The sequence below is a fragment of the Pseudomonas sp. PSKL.D1 genome, assembly GCF_028898945.1.
Lineage (GTDB): Bacteria > Pseudomonadota > Gammaproteobacteria > Pseudomonadales > Pseudomonadaceae > Aquipseudomonas.
Genome location: NZ_CP118607.1, coordinates 1,537,332 through 1,561,841, shown reverse-complemented (window position 1 = coordinate 1,561,841; position 24,510 = coordinate 1,537,332). Strand labels below are relative to the sequence as shown.

Annotated in this window: 20 protein-coding genes and 1 pseudogene; 5 read left to right on the top strand and 16 right to left on the bottom strand. The window is 54.7% G+C overall.

All coding sequences use genetic code 11. From position 1 onward, the window contains the following. Positions 1-52: 52 nt before the first annotated feature. Positions 53-2,062 (bottom strand): polysaccharide biosynthesis protein, encoded by a 2,010-nt coding sequence (locus tag PVV54_RS06895; RefSeq protein ID WP_274909216.1) that lies wholly within the window; start codon positions 2,060-2,062, stop codon positions 53-55. Between the two features lie 751 nt (positions 2,063-2,813). On the opposite strand from PVV54_RS06895, the gene PVV54_RS06890 reads away from it, so the two are divergent. Genes PVV54_RS06890 through PVV54_RS06875 form a run of 4 tightly spaced genes read left to right on the top strand, consistent with a single transcriptional unit; the run spans position 2,814 to position 9,828 of the window. Beyond that, positions 2,814-3,569, top strand: a complete 756-nt coding sequence (locus PVV54_RS06890; RefSeq protein ID WP_274909215.1) for an ABC transporter permease — start codon at positions 2,814-2,816, stop codon at positions 3,567-3,569. After that, the gene (locus tag PVV54_RS06885; RefSeq protein WP_274909214.1) at positions 3,559-4,962 is read left to right on the top strand and encodes an ABC transporter ATP-binding protein; all 1,404 of its coding nucleotides are present in this window, start codon (positions 3,559-3,561) and stop codon (positions 4,960-4,962) included. The genes PVV54_RS06890 and PVV54_RS06885 overlap by 11 nt, the downstream gene beginning before the upstream one ends. 7 nt (positions 4,963-4,969) lie before the next feature. After that, positions 4,970-8,860: a glycosyltransferase gene (locus tag PVV54_RS06880; RefSeq protein ID WP_274909213.1), complete on the top strand. Its 3,891-nt coding sequence runs from the start codon at positions 4,970-4,972 to the stop codon at positions 8,858-8,860. 14 nt (positions 8,861-8,874) lie between these two features. Further along, positions 8,875-9,828 carry an NAD-dependent epimerase/dehydratase family protein gene (locus PVV54_RS06875; protein ID WP_274909212.1) on the top strand — a complete coding sequence of 318 codons (954 nt, stop codon included), beginning with the start codon at positions 8,875-8,877 and terminating at the stop codon, positions 9,826-9,828. Between the two features lie 46 nt (positions 9,829-9,874). Here PVV54_RS06875 and PVV54_RS06870 read toward each other — a convergent pair whose 3' ends face one another. Together PVV54_RS06870 and PVV54_RS06865 are read right to left on the bottom strand one after the other, a co-directional pair. Continuing rightward, positions 9,875-10,774, bottom strand: a complete 900-nt coding sequence (locus tag PVV54_RS06870) for a glycosyltransferase family 2 protein (RefSeq protein ID WP_274909211.1) — start codon at positions 10,772-10,774, stop codon at positions 9,875-9,877. A gap of 8 nt (positions 10,775-10,782) precedes the next feature. Then, positions 10,783-11,751 carry a glycosyltransferase family 2 protein gene (locus PVV54_RS06865; RefSeq protein ID WP_274909210.1) on the bottom strand — a complete coding sequence of 323 codons (969 nt, stop codon included), beginning with the start codon at positions 11,749-11,751 and terminating at the stop codon, positions 10,783-10,785. Between the two features lie 787 nt (positions 11,752-12,538). Between PVV54_RS06865 and rfbC the strand changes: the two genes are divergently transcribed. Continuing rightward, complete coding sequence (gene rfbC, locus PVV54_RS06860) at positions 12,539-13,084, top strand: dTDP-4-dehydrorhamnose 3,5-epimerase (protein WP_274909209.1); 546 nt, start codon at positions 12,539-12,541, stop codon at positions 13,082-13,084. A 66-nt stretch (positions 13,085-13,150) separates the two neighbouring features. On the opposite strand, the gene PVV54_RS06855 is transcribed toward rfbC, so the two are convergent. The 13 genes and pseudogenes from PVV54_RS06855 to PVV54_RS06795 all read right to left on the bottom strand — a co-directional run bounded on the left by PVV54_RS06855 (position 13,151) and on the right by PVV54_RS06795 (position 24,470). Next, entirely contained in the window at positions 13,151-14,071 is a 921-nt protein-coding gene (locus tag PVV54_RS06855) for a glycosyltransferase (RefSeq protein WP_274909208.1), read from the bottom strand. 36 nt (positions 14,072-14,107) lie between these two features. Further along, entirely contained in the window at positions 14,108-14,998 is an 891-nt protein-coding gene (gene rfbA, locus PVV54_RS06850) for a glucose-1-phosphate thymidylyltransferase RfbA (protein WP_274909207.1), read from the bottom strand. Then, positions 14,995-15,900, bottom strand: a complete 906-nt coding sequence (gene rfbD / locus PVV54_RS06845; protein ID WP_274909206.1) for a dTDP-4-dehydrorhamnose reductase — start codon at positions 15,898-15,900, stop codon at positions 14,995-14,997. The genes rfbA and rfbD overlap by 4 nt, the downstream gene beginning before the upstream one ends. Then, positions 15,897-16,973 carry a dTDP-glucose 4,6-dehydratase gene (rfbB, locus tag PVV54_RS06840; protein WP_274909205.1) on the bottom strand — a complete coding sequence of 359 codons (1,077 nt, stop codon included), beginning with the start codon at positions 16,971-16,973 and terminating at the stop codon, positions 15,897-15,899. The genes rfbD and rfbB overlap by 4 nt, the downstream gene beginning before the upstream one ends. A 367-nt stretch (positions 16,974-17,340) precedes the next feature. After that, positions 17,341-18,354: an MraY family glycosyltransferase gene (locus PVV54_RS06835; protein ID WP_274909204.1), complete on the bottom strand. Its 1,014-nt coding sequence runs from the start codon at positions 18,352-18,354 to the stop codon at positions 17,341-17,343. Between the two features lie 24 nt (positions 18,355-18,378). Beyond that, positions 18,379-19,347 (bottom strand): NAD-dependent epimerase/dehydratase family protein, encoded by a 969-nt coding sequence (locus PVV54_RS06830; protein WP_274909203.1) that lies wholly within the window; start codon positions 19,345-19,347, stop codon positions 18,379-18,381. Positions 19,348-19,389: 42 nt separating this feature from the next. After that, positions 19,390-20,853: pseudogene (locus tag PVV54_RS06825) on the bottom strand (MBL fold metallo-hydrolase RNA specificity domain-containing protein). Between the two features lie 102 nt (positions 20,854-20,955). Next, a complete protein-coding gene (locus PVV54_RS06820) occupies positions 20,956-21,219 on the bottom strand; it encodes a LapA family protein (RefSeq protein WP_274909202.1) in 264 nt (87 codons plus the stop codon). Positions 21,220-21,238: 19 nt separating this feature from the next. Continuing rightward, positions 21,239-21,535, bottom strand: a complete 297-nt coding sequence (ihfB, locus tag PVV54_RS06815) for an integration host factor subunit beta (RefSeq protein ID WP_054886605.1) — start codon at positions 21,533-21,535, stop codon at positions 21,239-21,241. A 284-nt stretch (positions 21,536-21,819) separates the two neighbouring features. Then, complete coding sequence (rpsA, locus tag PVV54_RS06810) at positions 21,820-23,496, bottom strand: 30S ribosomal protein S1 (RefSeq protein ID WP_274909201.1); 1,677 nt, start codon at positions 23,494-23,496, stop codon at positions 21,820-21,822. A gap of 288 nt (positions 23,497-23,784) precedes the next feature. Continuing rightward, complete coding sequence (locus PVV54_RS06805) at positions 23,785-23,988, bottom strand: cold-shock protein (protein WP_274909200.1); 204 nt, start codon at positions 23,986-23,988, stop codon at positions 23,785-23,787. Positions 23,989-24,037: 49 nt separating this feature from the next. Next, a complete protein-coding gene (locus tag PVV54_RS06800; RefSeq protein ID WP_274909199.1) occupies positions 24,038-24,280 on the bottom strand; it encodes a cold-shock protein in 243 nt (80 codons plus the stop codon). Beyond that, positions 24,264-24,470, bottom strand: coding sequence for a cold-shock protein (locus PVV54_RS06795; protein WP_274909198.1), 207 nt, complete (start codon positions 24,468-24,470; stop codon positions 24,264-24,266). Before PVV54_RS06795 ends, PVV54_RS06800 begins: the two co-directional genes overlap by 17 nt. Between the last annotated feature and the right edge of the window lie 40 nt (positions 24,471-24,510).

Sequence of the window (24,510 nt, the reverse complement as noted above, 5' to 3'; positions counted from 1 at the left end):
GGCAATGCCGCAGCGAGCGCGGCCCGACGAGCGCTCGCTGCTGATTCGACCGTCAGTTGTCCCGGCGGCGCTGCTGATAAACCCAATCGACAATTTCACCTTCTGGCGTGTAGCCGCTTACCAACTCACGCAGGATCAGGCGAATACGGGCGAAATCGTCTTCCGCGACGGCCTTGAGCAGAGAGGCCAGCCGCTCTCTGAGCAATTCCCAGTCCACGCAGTCTTCACTGGCCACCATGATCATCGGGTGGGCGGTGGGTGATACGTCATCGCCAATCAGTAACTCTTCATAAAGCTTCTCGCCTGGGCGCAGGCCGCTGAACTCGATGGCGATGTCGCCATAAGGGTTGCCGGCACTGCGCACGCTCAGGCCCGACAGATGAATCATCTTTTCAGCCAGCTCGACGATCTTCACCGGCTCGCCCATGTCCAGCACGAACACATCGCCGCCCTGCCCCATTGCACCCGCCTGGATCACCAACTGGGCCGCTTCCGGAATGGTCATGAAGTAGCGGGTGATTTTCGGGTGGGTGACCGTCAGCGGGCCGCCGGCCTTGATCTGCTGGTGGAACAACGGGATTACCGAACCCGAAGACCCCAGCACATTGCCGAAACGCACCATGGTGAAACGCGTTTTGTTAACCCTCGACACTTTGGTGCTGTCACCGTACATCACCGGTGCGGCTTCGCGGCTGAGCGCTTGCAGGATCAGCTCCGACAAGCGTTTCGTGCTGCCCATCACGTTCGTGGGGCGCACGGCCTTGTCGGTGGAAATCAGTACGAAATTGGCAACCCCGGATTGCAAGGCCGCCTGCGCCGTGCACAACGTGCCGAAGACATTGTTGAGGATACCTTCGGCCATGTTGTGCTCGACCATCGGTACATGCTTGTAGGCTGCGGCGTGGTAGACCGTGCCCACATTCCAGGTGCCCATGACATCGGCCAGATGGCGCTGGTTGCGCACAGAGCCCAGGATCGGTATCAGGCGCACCGAGAGCGATTCACGGGAAACACGCTGTTCCAGCTCGCTCAGGATGCTGTACAGGTTGAATTCACTGTGGTCGAACAGAAGCATGGTTTTCGGCTTCAGGCCGATGATCTGCCGGCACAGTTCAGAACCGATCGAGCCACCCGCTCCGGTCACCAGCACCACTTGCTTCTTGATGCAGCGATCAAGCAGGTCTTCCTGTGCGGGCACCGGATCACGCCCGAGCAGATCGGCGATGTCGACGTCCTGAATATCGTCGACCTTAACTCGCCCGCTGGCCAGGTCGGCGAATGCAGGCACGCTTCGCACGTGCAACGGGTATGGTTCGAGGAACGCCAGGATCTCCTTGCGGCGCGCCCGTGAAGCGGAAGGCAGCGCCAGGAGGATCTCCTGCGCACCGGTTTCCTTGATCAATTGCTGCAGGTGCTTGGGCTTGTACACCTGCAGGCCGGAAATCACCCGGTTGGCGAGTTCGCTATCGTCGTCGATGAACGCCACAGGCCGCATGGTACGCCCCATGCGAAGCGCCGCCTGCAACTGGTTGCCAGCAGTGCCTGCGCCATAGATGGCAACCTTGATCTGGCCATCATCGCGGCTGGCAAACGGGATTTGATGCGAACCGGCAAACCAGTCGCCCAGGAAGAACTGGCGCATGACCAGCCGCAAGCCACCAATGATGACCAGGCTGAGCCACCAGTAATTGAAGATGATCGAGCGCGGAACAATGGCTTGATGGTTGCTGTACCAGAACACCACCACCGCCAGAATCAGCGACGACAAAGTCACGGCCTTGATGATGGTGATCAGCGCATCGTTGCCGAAATAGCGCATCACCGCCCGGTACATGCCAAAGCGGATAAACAGTGGGATGGCAACAATGGGCGCAGCCACGAACAGCCAGCCGTGCAGCTTGACCGGGTTGTACAGCTCATCGATGCCCAGCCGCACGATGAACGACAGCCACAGCGCCAACCAGATCAGCACAACATCGGTCAGTACCTGAATCAATCGCTTCTGCTGGCGGGAGAGGTTCACCAGAAACTGGCGGACCTGATCCTTGCTTCCTTCGCTCATCCGGCTGTCCTCGGTAAAAATCGGCTCATCAAGGCCTGCCTTGTAAACGAACCCACATGATCGACCATTATCGCTGAACCTGCCCGCCTGATGCTTGATTGCCAGCAATGTAAGAGGCAATCAGGCGGCGGAGGTTCCCACCGTACCGGCGGGTTTCACGTTGGGCGTCCGTCAAGCGCTACCCGCAGTGATGATGGCAACTGGCCTGAACTCATCCGTAAGTATTAACCACCCCCACGAAGGATAGCGGATTAACCCAGCCTGGCGACACTGGTAGTCGACCGCACTCCAATGGCCGGTGGATAAGCTGCCAGCGATCTTGCGCACGGACAAGCCAGCTTCGAACTTTACGTAGTACTTTTCGGATTTTACGCACGGATAAACGCTCCACGACGACTTCTTCGCTTATAAAAGAGGCCGATGGTAGTGAATAGTCCAGCGTTGCTGCCTGCCTGAAAGTGTGCGAAAAGCCTTGGAATGGGTGTTCGGATGGTCATGGAATACCTAGGCTTACGCCCGACAAGCACGCATGGTAAGCTTTTCCGACGGGATTTCGGCGCTTCTGCGTGCAGGCCAGGGATGAGAGCATGCAGGGTGGGCAATTAATGTACGTTTTCACCGGTTGGCCGGAAGTCGTTTCGTTGAATTCATCGAAGCCGGATTGAAGAAAGGTGTATTGAAATAAATGGAAAGGCAAAGCATATCACCGTTAAAGCTCCTTAGGTCAGCCAAAGTTCATCGACACCTGCTGTTGAACCTGGCCAAAAGGGAGACAATAAGTCGCTATAAAGAATCATTGTTCGGACTATTATGGTCGATCCTTAGCCCCCTGCTGATGCTCACCATTTTTTCCTTTGTGTTCACAAATATTTTCAAATCTCGCTGGGGGATGACGGTTGAAAACAATGCCGTGTCCTACCCTGTCATCCTGTTCGCGGGCCTGATTGTATTTAACTTCTTCAGCGAATGCCTGGGCAAGTCGCCCTCAATCGTCATGGGGAACCAAAACTTCGTTAAGAAGATAATATTTCCGCTGGAGATATTACCGCTGGTTTCCATCTTGTCAGCACTCTTTCAGTCCGCTATCAGCTTTTGCATTCTGCTCGTTTTCATTCTGGTGGAAACCGGTGGCATCCCCTGGACGGCGCTCCTCTTGCCGGTCGGCATGCTTCCTTACCTGATTTTCATTCTTGGCATGATGTTCTGGCTGTCTGCCACAGGCGTATTTGTACGCGACATCAGCCAGACAGTCGGGCTTATCACCACGGGAATGATGTTCATATCGCCAATATTCTTCCCTGCCACTTCTTTCCCAGAGCACTGGCAATTTCTCGCGCACTACAACCCTTTGACCTATCCGATTGAACTGGCCAGAGACCTGCTGGTTTTCGGCGTTGGCATTCAGCTTTATGACTGGCTCACTTACCTTGGTTTCTCGCTCGTCTTCTGCTGGCTCGGTTATGCGTGGTTCCAAAAACTCAGGATAGGTTTTGCTGATGTGCTCTGATATCGCAATTAAAGTATCGAACGTCTCTAAAACGTTTGAGACCTATGACAAACCACAGCGCCGCCTGCAGCAGCTCATGTACCGCCTGCTGTCCAGGGTCGCGCTGGTACCTCGCTTGCGGCGTTTTTGTGATTCCCGTGCCGCTGCATGCTCCAATAAGTTCGAGGCGTTGCACGACATCAGCTTCGAAGTGCAAAAAGGGCAGACAGTCGGGATTATTGGCCGTAATGGCTCTGGGAAGAGTACGCTGCTGCAGATCATTTGCGGCACGCTGAACCCCACGCATGGCTCCGCCGAAATCAATGGTAGGGTCGCCGCGCTATTGGAGCTGGGCTCAGGCTTCAATCCTGATTTCACGGGCCGCGAAAACGTATACCTGAACGGGCAGCTTTATGGGTTGACCGTCAAGCAAATCGACGAACGCTTCGAGCGTATCGTCGCGTTTGCAGATATCGGTGATTTTGTAGAGCAGCCTACCAAAACCTACTCCAGCGGCATGTTGGTTCGCTTGGCGTTCGCGGTGATTGCGCACGTTGATGCTGACGTACTGGTTATCGACGAGGCGCTTGCTGTCGGTGATGCATTCTTCACCCAGAAATGCATGCGCTTTCTCCGAGAGTTCATGAAAACCGGTACGGTTCTTTTCGTGAGCCATGATACGGCTTCGGTGAAAAACCTTTGCTCCTACGCGGTATGGCTGGAAAAGGGCAAGGTGATTCAGGAAGGATTGCCAAAAGTTGTCAGCGATTTTTACCTTGAGGCCTTCTATGAAGCACAACAAGGGAAAGGGACAACGACAAAGCTCAAGCCAAAGTTGCGTATAGAGCGGCAGGTGGCTGTCAAGGACCAGCGGCTGGATTTCATCAATACTACCCAGCACCGCAATGACCTGCAGATTTTTGAGTTCAACCACGAATCCAGTTCCTTTGGGCTGGGGACCGCCCAAATCGTCGATGTTTCCTTTACCACCGCGGAGGGGGAAAGGTTGCTGTGGTTGGTTGGCGGCGAGTTAGTCACCATCACGATTCTTGCTGTAACGCACCAACAGCTGCACTCTCCGATTGTGGGTTTTTATATCAAGGACCGGCTGGGTCAAACACTGTTTGGCGATAACACATTCCTTACTTACATTGACCATCCCCTACAGGTGATGGAAGAAGAAGCGCTGCGCTGTGACTTTACTTTCCATATGCCTATCCTGCCAAAAGGTGATTACTCCATCTGCGTGGCGTTGGCTGAGGGCACCCAGGAAGAACATGTACAAATGCATTGGATTCATGATGCATTGTTCTTCAAGTCAGAAGCGACCAGTGCAAGCACCGGGCTTATTGGTATCCCCATGCAGGATATTTCGTTGAAGCTCACAGCCGCTCCCGAATTCGATCATAGTTGAGAAGAATATGCTTTTAAATGACATTGGCAAGATGTGCTTTGAGCGCCCTATTTATCTGTCGGGCAAAAGTGCTTGGGCGGAGCATATTCCGTTCGCTTTCTCGCTTATTGAAAAGCTCAAGCCCAGTATCTTCGTGGAACTCGGCACCCACTATGGCGACTCCTACTGCGCATTTTGCCAGGCTATCCAGAAGAGCGAACTGGATTGCAAAGCGTATGCAGTAGATACCTGGCAAGGTGACGAGCATGCTGGCCTCTACGGCCAAGAGGTACTGGATCAACTGCGTGCGCGCCACGACGTACCTTACGCTTCGTTTTCACGCTTGCTTCGTGAGACATTTGACCAGGCCGCTACGTACTTCTCCCCAAAAAGCGTTGACCTGTTGCATATTGACGGCCTCCACAGCTACGAGGCAGTGAAGAACGATTTCGATACCTGGCTTCCGCTAATGAGCGATCAGGGCGTCATCATATTCCACGATGTGAATGTTCGCGAGAATGGGTTCGGCGTATGGAAGCTCTTCGAAGAGATTGAAAAACAATACCCGACTTTTTGTTTTGATCACGCGCATGGTTTAGGCGTTGTTGCCGTAGGCAAACAGATCCCCGAAGACATCAAGTTCCTTTTCCAGCTGTCCCCGGCAGAAACTGTCCACATCAAGGAGTTCTACAAGGAACTCGGTTTCAGTGCGGTCAACGAGCGCAAACTTTCAGATGCGCTGCATATTCAGAACGCGGCAGTAGCGCACGCGGCTACAGAAGCGTCGACATTGACGCATCGCCTCTTTCAGCAGAAGAATGAAAGCGAAGAACTGCGCGCCGACCTTCATGCCAAAGAGCTGGAGGTACAGCAATTAGGGCAGCGGGTTGCGCAACTCGAGCATGAACTGCATGTCCGCAACACCGAGATTCACGCCGTATTGAATACCAAGGCCTGGCGTTTTTCTTCCAAGATCAACAACAAGGTTCGACAAGCCAGAAAGCTACGGGCCCTGGCTCGTAAGGTGTTGATTGCCAAGGATCGAGTAGGGGGCTGGCGTAACCTCTTCGAACGCATACAGAGTATTTTGGAGTCCGGCGGCCTGCGTGCTCTCGAGGCAACTGCCCGTGCTCAACTCCTGACCCCTGATGTAGAGCGTGCGGCGCCTGTCGATGTGCTCAAGGCACGTTTGGCCTTCAACCTGGAGCAAATCAGCCGTCGGTTTTCGGAGCCTCCTGCTCAGGCGTTTGATTTTGGCACCACGCTAAGCCTGATCATGCCGGTTTACAAAGTGCCAGTCGACTTGCTCAAGCAGGCAATTGAGTCCGTGCTCAACCAGTCCTATACCAACTGGGAACTGTGTATCGCCGATGACTGTTCGCAATCTCCGGAGATCACTGCACTGCTTGACGGGTTCGCCAAGCGCGATGCGCGTATAAAGTTCGTGACACTTGACGTCAATGCCGGGATCGCAGGCGCCTCCAATGCCGCATTGAACCTGGCGACGGGGAGCTACGTCGCGCTGCTGGATAACGACGACCTGCTTACCCATGACGCACTCTATTGGATCGCGGCAGGCATCCGGGATGATGCTTCACTGGATGTGCTCTACTCGGATGAATGCAAGATCGATGAGAGCGGCGCAGTTCTTGAGGTGTTCAGCAAGCCGGATTGGAGCCCCAATCTGCTGTTGAATTGCATGTACACCGGGCACCTGACTGCTTACCGCAAAGCACTGGTTGAGGAAGTAGGCGGGTTCCGCTCCGAGTTCGATTTCTCCCAAGACTACGATCTGGCTCTGCGGATAACCGAAAAAACCTCCAATATCCGTCATATCGAGGAAGTGCTTTACGGCTGGCGCGCCATTGCTACTTCCGGGGCTGCTGGCGGTAAGCCATATGCAAGGGATTCCAACATTCGCGCTTTGCAGGCGGCCGGAGATCGCCGGGGCTGGAAAGGGACGGCGGTTGCGCTACCAACCGCCAACCGCTTCAAGTTTGACTTTAATGGCGACGAAGCGCTCGTCTCCATCGTTATCCCGTCCGACAACGAAAAAAATATCAGCGACAGCCTCGACTCCATCAAGCATTCGACGACCTGGAAGCGTTATGAAATCCTTGTCGTGACGAATTCGAGAATCGTCGACTTGCTGACCCCGGTTTACCCGGACGCAAATATTGTCTTTGTCCGCTATGACCTGCCCTACAGCTTCTCTGACAAATGCAACCAAGGTGCAAAAGCTGCGAGCGGTGAGTATCTGGTTTTCTTCAACGATGACGTACGCGTTCAGACTGCGGACTGGGTAGAGTCGCTGGTTGAGTACTTGCAGCTGCCAGATGTAGGCATCGTTGGGCCCAAGCTGGTTTACGAGAGCAACACGATTCAGCATGCGGGTATGGTGACCGGTGTTCGCCGGTTGCTGGGTACGGCCTTCCACTGCCTACCTGAAAATACCGGGGCGCACTATAACTTCGCGCAATCTGTTCGTGAGGTTTCTCTTATCTGTGGTGCATGCCTGGCCATCAGGAAAGACATTTTCGAACAAGTGAAGGGCTTTGATGCCGTCAATGCCCCTATCAACCATTCCGATGTCGACCTGTGCTTCAAAGTTCGCGAGCTTGGGTTCTCCTGTGTGTACACCCCGCACTCCACCCTGACGCATATCGGGCATATGTCACTGGCCTCGGTAGATGCCGCAGACAAGGTCAAGGCACCCAAGAAGAAAGACAAGGCTGATATCTATATCCTGCGTCGATTCGCCAGCCTGTTGGCCCGTGACCCCTATTACACCAAGGCAATGCGAGAGCAGCTGTTCCATGACTCTCCGGAGTACTACGAGGTGTTCGCTCAAGGCGCGACGCGAACAGAAGGCGGCAAGGATATTTTGCTGTTTTCCCACGACCTTACGGAAAGCGGCGCTCCACGCGTTGTCTTTGAACTGGCGAAATCGCTGACCCAAGCAGGTCATTTCGTCGTGGTCATGTCACCTACTGATGGGCCGATTCGCGCAGCGCTCCAAGCGTTGGGCGTGGTGGTGATCGTGGATGAACTCATGCTGACTCAGCATGCCTCGGTGTATGACTTTGCGCGCAACTTCGACAAGCTGATCTGCAACACGGTAGTGACCTACCCTATCGTGAATCAGTTAGCGGACGTGGTTGAAGTGTATTGGTACATCCACGAAACCACTCTGTTCACCCAAATGGCGGCATCCAACCCTGAATTCGTTGCAGCGCTTCGCAAGCCTGAAAAAATCTGGGCCGGAAGCAAGCGGGCGGCAGCGCCCATCACGACATACCACAGCAATACCGAGGTGGTTGAGTACGGGTTCCCGGGCCTTGAATCGGCAGAGGCTCGCCAGCAGAAACCTGGAGAAGGTGAGCCACTGATCATAAGAACGTTCGGGTCGTTCGAGCCAAGGAAAGGGCAGGATTTGCTTGCAGCCGCCATCAAGGGACTGCCCTCTGATCTCGCGCGCAAATGCAAATTCGAATTCTACGGGCGAGTGCTGGACAAACCGTTCTATGAGGGGCTGCAGTCTAGTGTCAGCAGTTTACCCAACGTGGAACTGCATGGTGATCTCGACTATCAAGCTTATGTGGAACTCATGTTCTCTACGGACATGGTCGTTGTGCCTTCGCGCGATGACACGTTACCGCTGGTCTCCTTGCATGCGCTGAGCGTCGGCGTTCCCATGATGTGCACGGTCAATACTGGCACCTCTGCCTACATACGCCATCGTGATTCGGGCTTTATTGTCCCAAGCAACGAGCCAGCGGCCATTACTAAAGCGTTGATAGAAGCCATCAATTCCTCAGCGCAATGGAATAGCATTGGTAGCGCGGGCAAGGAAGTGTTCGATCATTGTTTCTCTGAACAGGAGTTCTCCAAGAAGCTCCTGCACCAATTGTCTCTGTAGCAGGATCATTCGGTATGAAATGTGCAGTCTTGGGTGGGACGGGTTTCATTGGCAGCCACTTGATCAATGCGCTGATTGCGCAAGGGCATGAAGTGAGTTCGCTGACCCGACACGTTCCGCCTCAGAATACGATTCTGTCTGATGAGGCCATGGCTCAGGTTCGTTGGCACATGGGGGACTACGAGAATCGCGAGGACGTTAAGGAGACTCTTGAGGGAGCGGATATCTGTTTCCACCTGATCTCTTCATCGCTCCCTGGGAACTCCAACAAGGACCCATCGTGGGACATCAGCACCAACGTCTGTAACTCTTTGCAAGTGATGGAGTTGGCTGTTTCGTTGGGGCTGAAGGGCCTCTACTTTGTGTCTTCTGGTGGAACGATCTATGGGGACGCCCAGGTTCTCCCAATCCCTGAAGAGCACCCCTTGGAGCCTACGTGCTCCTATGGGGTGAGCAAGCTGGCAATCGAGAAATACCTGGCTTTGTTCGAGCGGCTTCACCGGCTGCCCTACAAGATCATTAGATTGGCGAACCCGTATGGTCCGGGGCAGGATGTGAACAAAGCGCAAGGAGCGGTCTCGGTATTCATCGAGCGCTCACGGAATCTTCTCCCTATAGAAATATGGGGAGATGGTTCTAATGTTCGTGACTATATCTATATTGATGATGCCATTCGGGGCATCATTGCACTGATGGGTTACGAAGGGAAAGAGCGCATATTCAACCTGGGCTCAGGCCAAGGGCGTTCACTGCTGGAAGTTATAGCGGAAATATCCAAATGGGTTGATCCGATGCCAGATGTGAAATTCCTCCCAGCGCGAGAGTTTGATCTTAAAGCGAACGTTCTTGACATTTCGAAGGCGCGGACTTGTTTCGGCTTTGAGCCAATTGTGGCTTTCGATGATGGCATTCGTCGAACGCTGGAGTGGCAGAACTCGAAAAACCTGGTCAAGGTCGTTAATAAGTAATTGCAGCGCGGAAGGGGGCGAAAATGCCTCCCTTCCGCCAGCTGCATTATTTTTTTAATGCACCTAAACGGGCTGCCAGGCCGTCGGCTACCGAAATGGCAATCAGCTTCAGGCGCTCCGCTCTATCCTTCGACACAAGCACACTAAATAGCGCTACCGCCAACGCCTGTTTCATGAACTTCACTTTCCAGCGCAACGGCACATGGTCGAGCCTGAATAAGTGAATTGAGTTTCGAACTTTGTAGTAGTTTCTAACGGCAGAGTGGATCGATATTTCTCTTCTACGCAGCAGCCAAAGGCGTACAACTCTGTCCCCCAGGGAGTGATAAAGACGCGTTGTCGGTGTTTGATATAGCGCATAGCCTTTATCGGTGGCTCTGAAGCACCACTCATGATCAATATGATCAATAAACAAGTCACCAAGCATTAAACCGATTTGCTGAAGGTGACGTGTTTCAATCAGCATACCAGAGGAAATCAAGAACTCGCGCAGGGCAGGCTCAGCGTGTTCAGAAGGCGTTTCTGGGTGATTCTTAAGGCGCCGATCCACAAATGCAGGCCCGACTGCTGCAGCGTTGTTCATCTGTAGTTGACTCAACGCGACATGCAGACAGGCAACAAAGCCGGCCTCGGGTTTGCTGTCCTGATCCAACAGCAGAATACGCTCGTATTTATGTTCCAGCGCGTAGGCGATCCCGACGTTTTGAGCATTTGCCAAACCGGAATTATCCTGCATCTCAATCAAGCCCACTGAAAGCCTGGTGCCGAATACGTCGAGCCACTCCGATACATTTTGATCCGAATAATTATCAACGATAAGCGTTTTGCTTACCTGCCCTTCGAGAGACAAAAGGGTTTCGGCCAACTCTTCCAGGTTGGGGTTGTAGGTGACAATCAAGCATAAAGTTTCAGGAAAGCGCTGGGTCGAGAGAGCTGTTTTTTCCATATTGGCGCCTAAAGCTTATTGAACAGGACAGCAAGCGCTAACGCCACATTCCCAATAAAACCTTGCCGATGTGCGCCTGAACGAATAAGGCAATAAGCACGATGGACAACCGATCCGGTTCGAGCCTTATCAAACCAGTCAAGGGCTTTACTGCTCTCACCTTTCAGCAATGGGCGGGCATCATGGAGCGTTGCGATGTTCGACTCGTTCCAGCGGCTAAAGTCCCCGTTCAGCATCTTTTTCAAACGGGTGAGCATGTTGTTCAAGCTAGCATTTGCGCCGATCAGATTTTTCTCGTGCTGCCGATAGTCTATTAAGGGATCGGAACTAAAGTGAACCTGTCCTCCACAACCAGTGATCAGTAAGTAGCACCACCAATCATGGGCAATAAGTGGGTACTGGTAAGCAAGGTCGCTGAGCAGTTGTCGCGCCCTGCTGTTAAGTAGCATGGTATTCCCGCCTGCTATATTTTGAACCAGCGCGTTCGCAAAGGAGGGTGGAGTTGTAAAGTTGGCAGAGTAACCCACAACATCGCCAGCGGCATCGACAAGGCGGCTTCGGGAGCAGAACAGAGCGGGCTGCCCATCAGCATTTTTCTGCAGACAACTGACGCCTCGCTCTAATCGGTTCGGATGCCATATGTCGTCTTGGTCACAGAAAGCAAAGTATTCGGCTTCGATCATTTTGCTCTGTAAAAGAGACATAAAATTATTGACAAACCCTCGCCCTGGCCCGCGCAAAATAACCAGCTTGTGCTCGCCCAGTTCTCGCTGCGCGTTAGTGAGAATTTTTAGCGTGCCGTCCTGGGACCCATCATCTGACGCATATATAACCCAGTTTTTATATGACTGACTGATCAGCGAGGAGATTTGGGCTGCGAGAAACGCTTCGCCATTATAGGTCGCGAGGAGGATGGCAACCCGGGGGGCATTTCCGTGGGTGCCTTGTGATGCTTTATTGTAGGAAAAATCTTGCAACTTTAATCCTCTTTCCTTGACCCTTTACACTCTATGATGCTGAAAGGCGGGGTGCTCACCTTAAATGGATGAGCCCATATTGAGCGCAGAGCGCCAGTACTTCGCAGTTCTTGTCCACATGATATGAGTTCCTTAAGCATAAGTCACCCTTGTGGAAGGCTACTCCCGGGCGCGGAACCTGCCGCGACCGGGAGTGGGTTGGTGTAAGGGTAGCTCGGCGAAACCGGGGTATACCGCCAGACCCTGGCAGGTAATCTGAGCGCGTTGGCAGCAACCATTCTCAACAAGCTTTGAGGTGGCATTCAGGTCAGAAAGCGCGGATGGGCGTCCGTTGTCAGAGGGGGCACCCCATGATAACCTGCAATGCACCTATAGCACGCCTAATGCGGTTTGTAGGCGACCTAAGAACTAACAGTTCAAAACTGTGACCTAAACACTGTGACCATGATGTTACCGACGGCAGACAGAAGAAAGATTTACGCACTTATGAAGATTTATCCATCATCACTGCAACCTTTCGCCGTCAACACGTTGAAACTGCATTCACTATCATCTCGTCACTAGCATTTGCGTGCATGTGAGTGCCAAAAGTGATGACTCGACTTCAAACATTTTCTTCTATGGAAATGCACTGGCCGCTTCGCCCAGCCAAGACGTCGTGCTCACTCGCTCACACCTCAACACACCCCTGGCGTTTATATAAGGGCTGAGCTGTACCGATCCCATTTTTATTGTTACCAGATGCCTCGCTTAACCGGCCCTGGATGTACTTGGAGATACCGCACCAATGAAAGCCACCTCCCTTGCGATTCCGGATGTTGTTCTCTTTGAACCGAAGGTTTTCGGAGATGAACGCGGTTTCTTCTACGAAAGCTTCAACCTGAAAGTTTTCGAAGAAGTTGTCGGAAAACCGGTCACATTCGTGCAAGACAACCATTCCCGGTCGGTGAAAGGCGTTCTCCGCGGCTTGCATTATCAAATCAAGCATGCGCAGGCTAAGTTGGTCCGGGTAGTGCAAGGCGAAGTATTTGATGTTGCAGTCGACCTGCGCAAGAGCTCGCCGACATTCGGCAAATGGGTTGGTGCACACCTCAGCGCAGCCAATCGCCACCAATTGTGGATCCCCGAAGGCTTCGCCCACGGCTTTGTCGTGCTGTCTGAAAGCGCCGAGTTCCTTTACAAGACCACCGATTACTGGGCACCAGAATACGAGCGAAGCCTGGCATGGAACGACCCGATGGTTGGAATTGAGTGGCCATATACTGAAACGCCTACCCTGTCAGCCAAGGACGCAATCGCGGTAATGCTGCAGGATGCCGAGGTATTTGAATAGCAAACCTTTTTTAAAAGTCTTCCATCCCGATGGGTCGGTGTCGATGGCCCATCGGGACAGCAATCTTTAGCGACGACGAAAAGCCGATAAGCCACAAAATGCAGCCAATACCAATTGGTCGCGGCCGCGCCTTCGGCACTCTCTTGCACGCATTATCAGTCTGAACAATGAAAACCTCCCAGACTGCGCGAGGATCCTCGCAACAGTATCCTGGCTGTTTTTTTCGGCAGTCAGCTCACATATAAGCCTCACCTGAGCAAACCACCATCCCTGTATCACCTTCCTGACCCGCGCAACTGCAGACCCCAACCCAGCGTTCACGCCAAACTGATTATTCGGATGCTGCCGATAATCCATGCTCGGAACAGGATCAATAAACCACTTGAACCCTGCACTGCGTGCAAATGCATAGCACAGCCAATCATGCAGCGAAACATCCTGCACCCTTTGCCAGCGCTCTGTTACAAGGCGCTTGAATGCGTCAGCCAGAACCCGAGAAAGCACATAAGTGCACCCAGGCCCCGCAGCCTCGAAGTAGTGATCCCATTGCACCTGTGGTTGCGCTTTATTCACCAGCAGACGGCGCCCATCGGGCCAGAAAGCGACAACGTTGCTTGAGTACCCATCAAAACTGCCGGCACCCAGAGCGGCCAATGCCCTTTCGAGCTTATCGGGATACCAAAAATCGTCTTGGTCGGCAAAGGACACGTAATCGAACGCCGAAAAGTCGACATCCCGAATCAGCCGAAAGAAATTAGGTGCAGCGCCCCCAAATGGGCCTGCCTGCGCAAGCACGTGTATGTTGGGATGGATGCGAGCGTAATCGGCACACCAGGCCTCAGTCCCGTCCGTAGAGGGGTCGACACTGATGTACAGGCTTACATTGACACGGGTCTGCGCAAGGATCGAGGCAACTTGCGCCTCGATCCAGGCCATGCCGTTGTACGCAGCCAGCAGCACTGCAACCCGCGGGAGATGGTCGGACATGCTGCTTGCTACCTTGCCGGTGAGAGGTGCGGCGACTCAGTGATCGCCGGCCTCCAACATCTTCTGAAGGTACTGGCCATAACCAGTTTTCTTCAATTTCTCAGCCTGGGATACCACCAGTTCTCTGGAGATCCAGCCATTGGTGAAGCCGATTTCTTCAAGGCATGCCACCTTCCAGCCTTGGCGCTGTTCGATGGTGTGCACAAAGTGGCTGGCTTCCAGCAGCGATTCGTGGGTACCGGTATCCAGCCAGGCAAAACCACGCCCGAGCATCTGCACGGTCAAGGCCTTCTTGTCCAGATAGGCACGGTTAACGTCCGTAATCTCCAGCTCGCCACGCGGCGATGGCTTGATGCTCTTGGCAATCTTGACCACATCGTTATCGTAGAAGTACAAACCCGTAACGGCGTAGTTGGACTTCGGAACGGCTGGCTTTTCTTCGATGCTCAATGCCTGGCCGTTCTTGTCGAATTCAACGACACCAAAGCGCTCTGGATCATTGACGTGATAACCAAACACGGTAGCGCCCTCTTTCTGCTCGGCTGCTGCGCGCAGTTTGTCCGAGAAGTGCTGGCCGTGGAAAATATTATCACCCAGGATCAAGCAGCACGGGTCACTACCGATGAACTCTTCACCAATGATAAACGCCTGCGCCAGGCCATCCGGGCTGGGTTGCTCTGCGTAACTCAACTGAATGCCGTATTGGCTGCCATCGCCCAGCAGCTTGCGAAACGCCGGCAAGTCATCGGGCGTCGAAATGATCAAGATTTCACGTATTCCCGCCAACATCAGAACCGACAGCGGGTAAAAAATCATCGGTTTGTCGTAGATCGGCAGCATTTGCTTGGACACACCCAGCGTCAATGGATGCAAACGCGTACCCGAACCACCAGCCAGAATGATGCCTTTACGATTGATTGCGTTCATTTATTCAACGTTTCCATGAGCATTCGAGTTACGCCGACCTTCCAGTCCGGCAATTGCAAGGAGAACGCCTTGCACAACTTTTGGGTATCCAGACGGGAGTTCAACGGGCGACGCGCCGGTGTTGGGTACTCCGTGGTCGCGATAGGGTTGATCGCCTCCACTGCCAGCGTCTCGCCGTTGTGCCGTGCAAACTCGATGACATACGTGGCATAGGCATGCCACGACGTTTCACCGGTTGGCGCCAAGTGGTAGATGCCACACAAGGCCGGATTGGCCAGCGTCTTTTGCACTGCAAGCACTGCAACATCCGCCAGTAGCTCAGCACTGGTCGGCACGCCGATCTGGTCAGCAATAATGTTGAGCGTTTGCTTTTCGCGAGCCAGGCGCAGCATGGTTTTGGCGAAGTTATTGCCCCTTGCTGCGTAAACCCAGCTGGTACGGAAGATCAGGTGCTTGCAGCCTGACGCAACGATCAGCTGCTCGCCCTGCAACTTGGTATCGCCGTAGTAGTTTACCGGCGACACTGCGTCGCTTTCTTTCCAGGCACTTGTACCCGTGCCGTCAAACACATAATCGGTGGAGTAATGCACCAGCAGCGCATCCAGGCGCTTGGCCTCTTCAGCCATTACCTGGCTGGCCAGGGCGTTGACCGTATGCGCAAGTTCGCGCTCTGTTTCCGCCTTGTCCACCGCCGTGTACGCTGCAGCATTGACGATCACATCCGGTGCGACGGCGCCGATGGCCGCGCGCAAACCGGCAAGGTCCGCCAAGTCGCCGCTCAACGTGCCATAGGGGGTGGATGCCGGATGACGGCTCAAGGCAACAACTTCACCCAACACCAGCAAGGCCCGCTGCAACTCCCAGCCAACCTGGCCATCTTTCCCGAGCAGCAGAATTTTCATTGCTTGTCGGCTCGTGCGGTGTAGTTCTTGTCAATCCACTGCTGGTAGCTGCCACTTTTCACGTGAGCGACCCACTCAGCATTGTCGAGGTACCACTGCACCGTCTTGCGAATGCCCGACTCGAAGGTTTCTTCCGGCACCCAGCCCAGCTCACGCTGAATCTTGCTGGCGTCGATGGCATAGCGCACATCGTGGCCAGGGCGATCGGTAACGTAAGTAACCAGGTCAAAGTGCGGAGCAAATTTGGAAGCTGGGCGCAGTTCGTCCAGCAGCGCGCAAACGGTGCGCACCACTTCGATGTTCTGCTTCTCGTTGTGGCCGCCGATGTTGTAGGTCTCGCCTACCACGCCCTCGGTCACCACCTTGTAGAGCGCGCGCGCATGGTCTTCGACAAACAGCCAGTCGCGGATCTGATCACCCTTGCCATAGATCGGCAGCGGCTTGCCTTCCAGTGCATTGAGAATGACCAGCGGGATGAGCTTTTCGGGGAAGTGGAAAGGCCCGTAGTTGTTCGAGCAGTTGGTTACCAGGGTCGGCAGGCCATAAGTACGCGCCCAGGCGCGCACCAGGTGGTCCGAGCTGGCCTTGCTTGCCGAGTAGGGGGAGCTTGGCTGATACGGGGTCGTTTCAGTGAAAAGATCTTCCGGCCCTTCCAGGTCGCCATACACTTCGTCGGTGGAAATGTGGTGGAAACGGAAAGCCGACTTGCGGGCTTCGTCGAGACCATTCCAGTAACCGCGTGCGGCTTCCAACAATGCATAGGTGCCGATGATGTTGGTCTGGATGAACTCCGAGGGGCCGCTGATGGAGCGGTCGACGTGAGACTCGGCAGCCAGGTGCATTACCGCATCCGGCTGGTGCTCGCGGAACACACGGTCCAGCTCTTCCCGGTTGCAGATGTCGACGTGCTCGAAGGCATAGCGAGGGTTCTGGTCGACCGACTGCAGCGACTCGAGATTGCCCGCATAGGTCAGCTTGTCGACGTTCACTACAGCGTCGTCAGTGTTGGAAATGATGTGTCGAATGACGGCTGAGCCGATGAAGCCTGCACCACCTGTTACTAAAATCTTCACGAGAATTCTCTACCTTGGGCCTGATCAAAATCGAAGAGTTTTCACCCTATCCATGGGAGCAACGGCACGAACATGACCGGTAGCTACGACAACATGTGCTTTCCCACGCTTCTATAGAGGCGAACTTGCTCAAACGAAAAGCAACACCAATTTTTACACACAACTCCGTCACCCATAAAAAATTATTTATGCCGTTCATCATTGACAAATCAGCGACCAACGGCACTTCAGAAGCTTTATGGAGCATCCCGTGCAAATAATACTCATGCGCAGACATGTTCATGGGTGATGAGTTCCCGCCGCACAGCTATCTATCAACAATTACTCATACAATTTTTCCTAACTGCTACGCGTTGCTGCATGACGACTACTTTTCAAGCGCCCCGGCGTTAAAACGTACCGCCAAGTACATTAATGGAGCATAGGCAATCAGCACACCTGTCAAGCCATCCAGGCCCAACAGCAACACGCACAGTGCAACCGGTAACAACCAGAGCAGGTTCAATGCAGCAACGGCCATCGATACAGGAAGATGGCTACCGTACTTGCGTGAAGCGAACTGATAGGCATGGCTGCGATGCGCTTCATAGAGCTTTTCACCACGCAACATCCGGTGTAGCAAGGTGTAGGTTGCATCAACGATGAACACTCCCAGCAGAATCAACCAGCACCACAGTAATTGGGGATGGTGCCACGCAGCCTGGAGTGACAACCCGCCCAAAACGACCCCCAGAAACCCGCTACCCGCGTCCCCCATGAAAATGCGCGCGGGCGGAAAATTCCAGCACAGGAACCCGGCAGTTGCCGCAGCAAGGGCTAAGGGCAGGAACGCCAGTTGCGATTGCCCCGCCAGGTATGCCAGCAGCCCCGCCCCAAGGCAAACCGTAATTGCCTCCAGGCTGGCAAGCCCATCAATACCATCCATGAAGTTGTACAGGTTGAGCATCCACACCAGGTAGATCACTGCCAAAAGGCTACCGATCAGCCCCAAGTCATAGACTTGTCCGAAGAGCTGAACAGGTGCCATACCACCCAGCAGCCAGACCAACCAAGCGGATGCAGCAAAGTGTGCGAGCAATCGCCAACGCGCTGCAATGTGGCCAAGATCGTCAAAAAAGCCCACCAGTGCAACGCCTGCGCCCGCGCCAAGCAACCCTGCCAACACATTCGTATCAAGCCCACTCAGGGTGTGCGCCAACATCACGGCAGCGAGAAACGCAATCACGATCGCTACACCACCTCCACGCGGGGTGGGAACACTGTGAGAACTACGAGCGTTCGGAATATCCATGACGCTTTTAGCTATCGAGATTTTTCGCACTAAAGCAGTGAGCAAAAATGAAACCAGCGAGGTAAATAAAACGACAAACGCCTGACTCATGTGTTGTTGAAGTCCAGTTCCAGATTATTGTTCGCGAGCACCACGCGCCTTGAAGCGGCAACCCGCCTGCTTCAACGCTTGTTGCGGCGACTGTGGGGGCACCCACCCTAGCAGACGCACGGCCTTGGTTGAATCAACTTCAAGCGAGCCATAGAGCTGGGTGAACATGTTTTGCCTGCGAACAGCGCGCAGCAGGCATTTCACAACGACGCCCGGGACGAAAAAAAACTTCGCCCGGTGCCCCATGCCTGACGCCAACGCATCGACCATCTGGCGAGTGGATACGCTTTCACCGTCAGCGATCACGAACGTTTCACCTGCGGCCAACGGGTGCTCGAGCACCACGCCAATGAAGCTGACGAGGTTCGACAACGAAATCATGCTGCGCCGATTTTCAACACCAGCGAAAGGCAGCGGTACACGCGCCTCGACCAATCGCAACAAGCGCGAAAAATTGCCAGGCGCTGCCGCATCATAAACCAGCGGTGGGCGCACAATCACAAGCTCGGTCTGCGTGCCAGCAAACAGTGCCGTGAGCTCAAGTTCTGCTTCCAGCTTGGAGACGGCATAGGGCGCATGAGGTGCGGCAGGCATGGTTTCGGAAAACGGCTGCCCGTGCGATTCAGCCCCATTGACACCAATCGAGCTGATGAACACGAAGCGCTTTACCCCGGCCCTGATAGCAGCACGGGCAACCGAGATGGCCACGGTGACATTCGCCTGGCGAAACGCAGCCAGCGGATCCGGGCAGCGATCATCAAGCACATGCGCCCTGGCGGCCAGATGAACAACGACATCCACGGTTTTCATGCACGCTGACAGCGCGCTGCCATCCAACAGGTCGACTGCAACGACCTGGCCAGCGACAGGGCACGCTTCCACGGTGCGGACAGCCGCCGTAACCCGAGAACCTTGTTTCGTCAACACATCGCAAAGCTGCCTGCCGACGAAGCCGTTGGCCCCGGTAACCAGCACGTGCAGTGATTCAGACATTAACTGCTTCCTGAAAAGCTGCAAGTAAACCACCGTCCATGCTCACTCCGCCAACCCCTCTTGCGCAATGATCACCTCGGGGCACAAGCCTTCACGATGACCGCCCTGAATCAAAACATCCGCCAACGCCTTTTTGGCATGCGCCTCACCATGTACCAGGATGATTTTTTCTGCCGGGCTCACTCCCGAGGTGGCAAAACGCACCAAATCGCTCTGGTCCGCATGCGCAGAGTACCCGGCAAGCTTCAGAACCTTCGCATTGATCTCATAAAACTCACCGTCGAGGTCCACCTACACAAACCCTTCCGCCCCCTCACTGGCCTGAATAACCGCCCCCGGCGTCCCTTTGGCCTGATACCCCACAAACACCACTTCATGTCGCCGATCGCCCAACATGGCCTTCAGGTAATTGACGATCCGCCCACCAGAACACATGCCGTTGCCAGCAATCACGATTGCTGGCCGCCCGGTGCTCTTGAGGTGATTCACAACGCGCTGATGCTGGTCGTGGGTCTGCACACTCACCAACTGACCGAACCCAAGCGGCGCCCTGCCCTCCTCCAGGCGCTGCCTGGCCTCGCAATTCCAGAATTCGTGCAGTTCGCTGTAAGCCTTGGTAATGCGCTGCGCTAGCGGGGAATCGAGGATCACCGGTAATTTAGCCCAGTCGAAACTGGCCAGCGGATCATCACCGGGATCACTGCAAGGCTCGCTCAGCAGCGCCTTACGGTGCAGGATATCTTCGATTTCATACAACAGCTCCTGCGTCCGGCCAAGGCTGAAAGCCGGTATCAGGATGGTGCCTTTATCCGCCAGCGCACGATCAATTACCGCCTCGAGGCGCTGCTGGCGATTGCTGCGGTCTATATGCAGCCGGTCACCGTATGTGCTTTCCATCACCAGGATGTCTGCGCGCTCAGGCGGCTGAACGGCTCTTAGCAGCGGATTGCAGGGCGCCCCCAAGTCACCGGAGAACACTACGCGCGAGCCGGGTTCGACGCCCGGATAGCGTACATCGCATTCCACATAGGCCGACCCCAGTAAATGCCCGGCCCGCTGCAGGCGGATGGAACACGTGACACCTTCATCCTCAACCACCGCGTGCCACTGCTCGAACGGCAGCGCTACGATCAGCCGCTGCAACAGCGCCAGATAACGTTCCACCTGCACAGGGTCGGCACTGATACTCAGCTTGTAGGCATCCTCCAGCACCAGGGGTAGAAGCTTCGCGGAGGGCTCACTGCACAGAATCGGGCCACGAAAGCCGGCTGCCAATAGTGCCGGAATACGGCCAACGTGATCGAGATGCACATGGGTCACGACAAGGGCCTGAATGCCCTCAATGTCGAAGCTGATCGATGCATGTTCCGCACCTGGCCGAGCATCCACGCCCTGCTCCAGACCACAGTCGATCAGCAGGCTAAGGGCGTTGTCGAGATGAAGCTGGTGGCAGGACCCGGTTACGCCGCGGGCACCACCATGATGAGAAAGGGCGGGGAATTTCATACTGCTGCACGCTCGCCAAGGCCAGAAATGAAGTGCGTATTACTCCATTTCACCGGACGGGCGCATAGGTGAGACTTTCCTATAGGCCTGTAGGAAATCTCATCAGTTGCTGTCCAGTACCGCCTGACGGGCCGAAGCGCGAATCTTGCGCTTGCTGCGTTGCACACCATAGGCGCCTAGAAGCGGCCCCACAGCCAACCCGACCACCAAAGCGGCTAGCACAGGCACAGCCACAGGCAATGCCGGCGCCGACCAGCCAAACAGCACCAAAGACACCGCCTGCTGATTCTCCAATACGAAGAACAACACCACAGCCGCCAACAGCAGCACGAACAACGCCGCCAGGGCGCGCTTGAGGTTACGCATCAGACTGCTCCTTCATCACTCAAGTGTGCTCGTGCTCTTCTTCATTGACCCGGTCGCGCAGTTCTTTGCCCGGTTTGAAGTGCGGAACGAACTTGCCTTCAAGCTCCACGGACTGGCCGGTCTTGGGATTGCGGCCAACACGAGGCGCACGATAGTGCAGGGAAAAGCTGCCAAAGCCACGGATCTCGATGCGATCCCCGGTAGCCAGGCATTGGGACATCTGTTCAAGCATGGTCTTGATGGCCAACTCCACATCCTTGGACGAGAGCAGCCCTTGATGGGTGACAATACGTTCGATCAGCTCCGACTTCGTCATATTTTTCCCTTCGTTATCAAGCAGCTAGATCATTGCTTAATCAGTTTGTAGCACGCTCGGAGGGATTTGAACAGGGCGGTTCTTGACTTAATAAAAAAATTCAAGATTGGCATGGATAAGAAAGGCGCCGCTGCGCGCCGCATCGCGGACAAATCCGCTCCTACAGCACACAATATCCCTGTAGGAGCGGATTTATCCGCGATGCGGCGCGCTAGCGGCGCCAAAAATTCCAGGCAAAAAAAAGGTGGCCCGAAGGCCACCCCTTTTTACCGATCAAACAGAACTCAGTTCTGCTTGGCCATTGCTTCGCGCAGCAGCGCAGCCATGGTGGTGTCGGCAGCCGCTTCCGGAGCGTTTTTCAGGCTCTGGATGGCTTCACGCTCTTCAGCGTCGTCTTTCGACTTGATCGACAGGCTGATGACGCGCGATTTGCGGTCAACGCTGATGATCTTGGCTTCGATCTCTTCGCCTTCTTTCAGGACGTTACGCGCGTCTTCAACGCGGTCACGGCTGATTTCGGAAGCTTTCAGAGTGGCTTCGATGTCGTCGGCCAGAGTGACGATGGCGCCTTTGGCGTCAACTTCTTTCACGATGCCCTTGACGATAGCGCCCTTGTCGTTGACAGAGACGAAGTTGGAGAACGGATCGTCTTCCAGCTGCTTGATGCCCAGGGAGATGCGCTCGCGCTCTGGGTCAACCGACAGGATGACGGTTTCCAGCTCGTCGCCCTTCTTGAAGCGACGCACGGCTTCTTCGCCGGTTTCGTTCCAGGAGATGTCGGACAGGTGAACCAGACCGTCGATGCCGCCGTCCAGGCCGATGAAGATACCGAAGTCGGTGATCGACTTGATGGTACCGGTGATCTTGTCACCCTTGTTGAACTGGCCGGAGAAGTCTTCCCATGGGTTGGATTTGCACTGCTTGATACCCAGGGAGATACGACGACGCTCTTCGTCGATGTCCAGAACCATAACTTCCACTTCGTCGCCAACCTGAACGACTTTCGACGGGTGGATGTTCTTGTTGGTCCAGTCCATTTCGGAAACGTGTACCAGACCTTCAACGCCTTCTTCCAGCTCAGCGAAGCAGCCGTAGTCGGTCAGGTTGGTAACGCGAGCCTGTACACGAGTACCTTCTGGGTAACGTGCAGTGATGGCAACCCACGGATCTTCGCCCATTTGCTTCAGACCCAGCGAAACGCGGTTGCGCTCACGGTCGAACTTCAGGACGCGAACGTCGACTTCGTCACCAACGTTGACGATTTCCGACGGGTGCTTGATGCGCTTCCAGGCCATGTCGGTGATGTGCAGCAGGCCGTCGATGCCGCCCAGGTCCACGAAGGCGCCGTAGTCGGTGAGGTTCTTGACGATACCTTTGACCTGTTGGCCTTCCTGCAGGGTTTCCAGCAGGGCTTCGCGCTCGGCGCTGTTCTCGGCTTCCAGGACGCTGCGACGCGAAACAACAACGTTGTTGCGCTTCTGGTCCAGCTTGATGACCTTGAATTCCAGCTCTTTGCCTTCCAGGTGGGTGGTGTCGCGCACAGGGCGGACATCAACCAGGGAGCCCGGCAGGAACGCACGGATGCCGTTAACGTCGACAGTGAAGCCGCCCTTAACCTTACCGTTGATAACGCCCTTGACCACTTCTTCGGCGGCGAAAGCTGCTTCCAGAACAATCCAGCACTCGGCGCGCTTGGCTTTTTCACGGGACAGTTTGGTTTCGCCAAAGCCGTCTTCGACCGCGTCCAGCGCAACGTGAACTTCGTCACCGACCTTGATGGTCAGCTCGCCAGCTTCGTTGTAGAACTGCTCGAGCGGGATGACGCCCTCGGACTTCAGGCCAGCGTGTACGGTAACCCAGTCGCCGTCGATGTCGACAACGATACCGGAGATGATTGCACCCGGCTGAAGATTGAGGGTTTTCAGGCTTTCTTCAAAGAGTTCTGCAAAGCTTTCGCTCATTTTAATTCCTGTAGATTCGGGCGAAACAGACGCCCATAGCCACATTCCAGACAATGTGGGTTCGTTATGTTAAGGAAAACGTGCAGGACGTTGACTGGTGCCCCTGCATGCCCTCCTGAGCCTCAGATCGAGCGCACGATGCGCTCCAGACTTGATGCCATTGCAACACTGCCAAGTGAAAACAGCCTACCCAGCAGACTCCGCAGCCTATCACGCTTTGCTTCGAGCTTCAACCGGACACCCGCCTGACGGGCCAGCCCCGCCTGCAGGGCAAAGCTGGCCCGGGCATCACAGCGGCTTGACGTTGTTGGCCTGCAAGCCTTTCGGCCCCGGCGCTATATCAAATTCGACGGGCTGATTTTCCTGAAGGCTCTTGAAGCCGTCAGTCAGGATTTGCCTGAAATGCACGAACACATCCGGCCCACCCTCATCCACCGTGATGAAGCCGTAGCCCTTTTCATTGTTGAACCACTTCACTTTACCTTTCGACATTTAGCTGAACCTCTGAATCCGATAAATAACCCACGCCGACACGATCACTTCAGTCGTCATCCGCAAGCTCTATATTGACGGCGTACAACCTGCCGTCCTCACCCTCTTCAACATCGTAGGTAACACGCTGGCCGGGGAGGAACGTCGGGCCACCATCCACACTGGACCTCACCCGGAAGAAAATTTCCCGCCCATCCTCGTCACGCGTAATGCACCCTGTACCCATCCGGGAAGCATCCACACGCTCAAGGTCTTTTTCCGGCATGCCCGAAGGCTTAGCAGGGGACGACATTGACTGCCTGCTCGCCTTTTTGCCCGTGCTCGACATCAAACTTCACACGCTGACCTTCGTGCAATGTTCTGAACCCTTTGGCCTGGATAGCCTTTTGATGCACGAACACATCGCGCTTGCCGACCCCCTCCACGGTAATGAATCCGAAGCCCTTGACATCATTGAACCACTTCACAGTTCCTTCCAACATAAGCCTTCTCTCAATGGACATTTGCGCACAAACACGCATT

Bases quoted from the DNA above. Each gene is read 5' to 3' on its own strand.
- PVV54_RS06895 (WP_274909216.1), bottom strand. From the start codon at position 2,062: ATGAGCGAAGGAAGCAAGGATCAGGTCCGCCAGTTTCTGGTGAACCTC.
- PVV54_RS06885 (WP_274909214.1), top strand. From the start codon at position 3,559: ATGTGCTCTGATATCGCAATTAAAGTATCGAACGTCTCTAAAACGTTT.
- PVV54_RS06880 (WP_274909213.1), top strand. From the start codon at position 4,970: ATGCTTTTAAATGACATTGGCAAGATGTGCTTTGAGCGCCCTATTTAT.
- PVV54_RS06875 (WP_274909212.1), top strand. From the start codon at position 8,875: ATGAAATGTGCAGTCTTGGGTGGGACGGGTTTCATTGGCAGCCACTTG.
- PVV54_RS06870 (WP_274909211.1), bottom strand. From the start codon at position 10,774: ATGGAAAAAACAGCTCTCTCGACCCAGCGCTTTCCTGAAACTTTATGC.
- rfbC (WP_274909209.1), top strand. From the start codon at position 12,539: ATGAAAGCCACCTCCCTTGCGATTCCGGATGTTGTTCTCTTTGAACCG.
- PVV54_RS06855 (WP_274909208.1), bottom strand. From the start codon at position 14,071: ATGTCCGACCATCTCCCGCGGGTTGCAGTGCTGCTGGCTGCGTACAAC.
- rfbA (WP_274909207.1), bottom strand. From the start codon at position 14,998: ATGAACGCAATCAATCGTAAAGGCATCATTCTGGCTGGTGGTTCGGGT.
- rfbD (WP_274909206.1), bottom strand. From the start codon at position 15,900: ATGAAAATTCTGCTGCTCGGGAAAGATGGCCAGGTTGGCTGGGAGTTG.
- PVV54_RS06835 (WP_274909204.1), bottom strand. From the start codon at position 18,354: ATGAGTCAGGCGTTTGTCGTTTTATTTACCTCGCTGGTTTCATTTTTG.
- PVV54_RS06830 (WP_274909203.1), bottom strand. From the start codon at position 19,347: ATGTCTGAATCACTGCACGTGCTGGTTACCGGGGCCAACGGCTTCGTC.
- PVV54_RS06820 (WP_274909202.1), bottom strand. From the start codon at position 21,219: ATGCGTAACCTCAAGCGCGCCCTGGCGGCGTTGTTCGTGCTGCTGTTG.
- ihfB (WP_054886605.1), bottom strand. From the start codon at position 21,535: ATGACGAAGTCGGAGCTGATCGAACGTATTGTCACCCATCAAGGGCTG.
- rpsA (WP_274909201.1), bottom strand. From the start codon at position 23,496: ATGAGCGAAAGCTTTGCAGAACTCTTTGAAGAAAGCCTGAAAACCCTC.
- PVV54_RS06805 (WP_274909200.1), bottom strand. From the start codon at position 23,988: ATGTCGAAAGGTAAAGTGAAGTGGTTCAACAATGAAAAGGGCTACGGC.
- PVV54_RS06800 (WP_274909199.1), bottom strand. From the start codon at position 24,280: ATGTCGTCCCCTGCTAAGCCTTCGGGCATGCCGGAAAAAGACCTTGAG.
- PVV54_RS06795 (WP_274909198.1), bottom strand. From the start codon at position 24,470: ATGTTGGAAGGAACTGTGAAGTGGTTCAATGATGTCAAGGGCTTCGGA.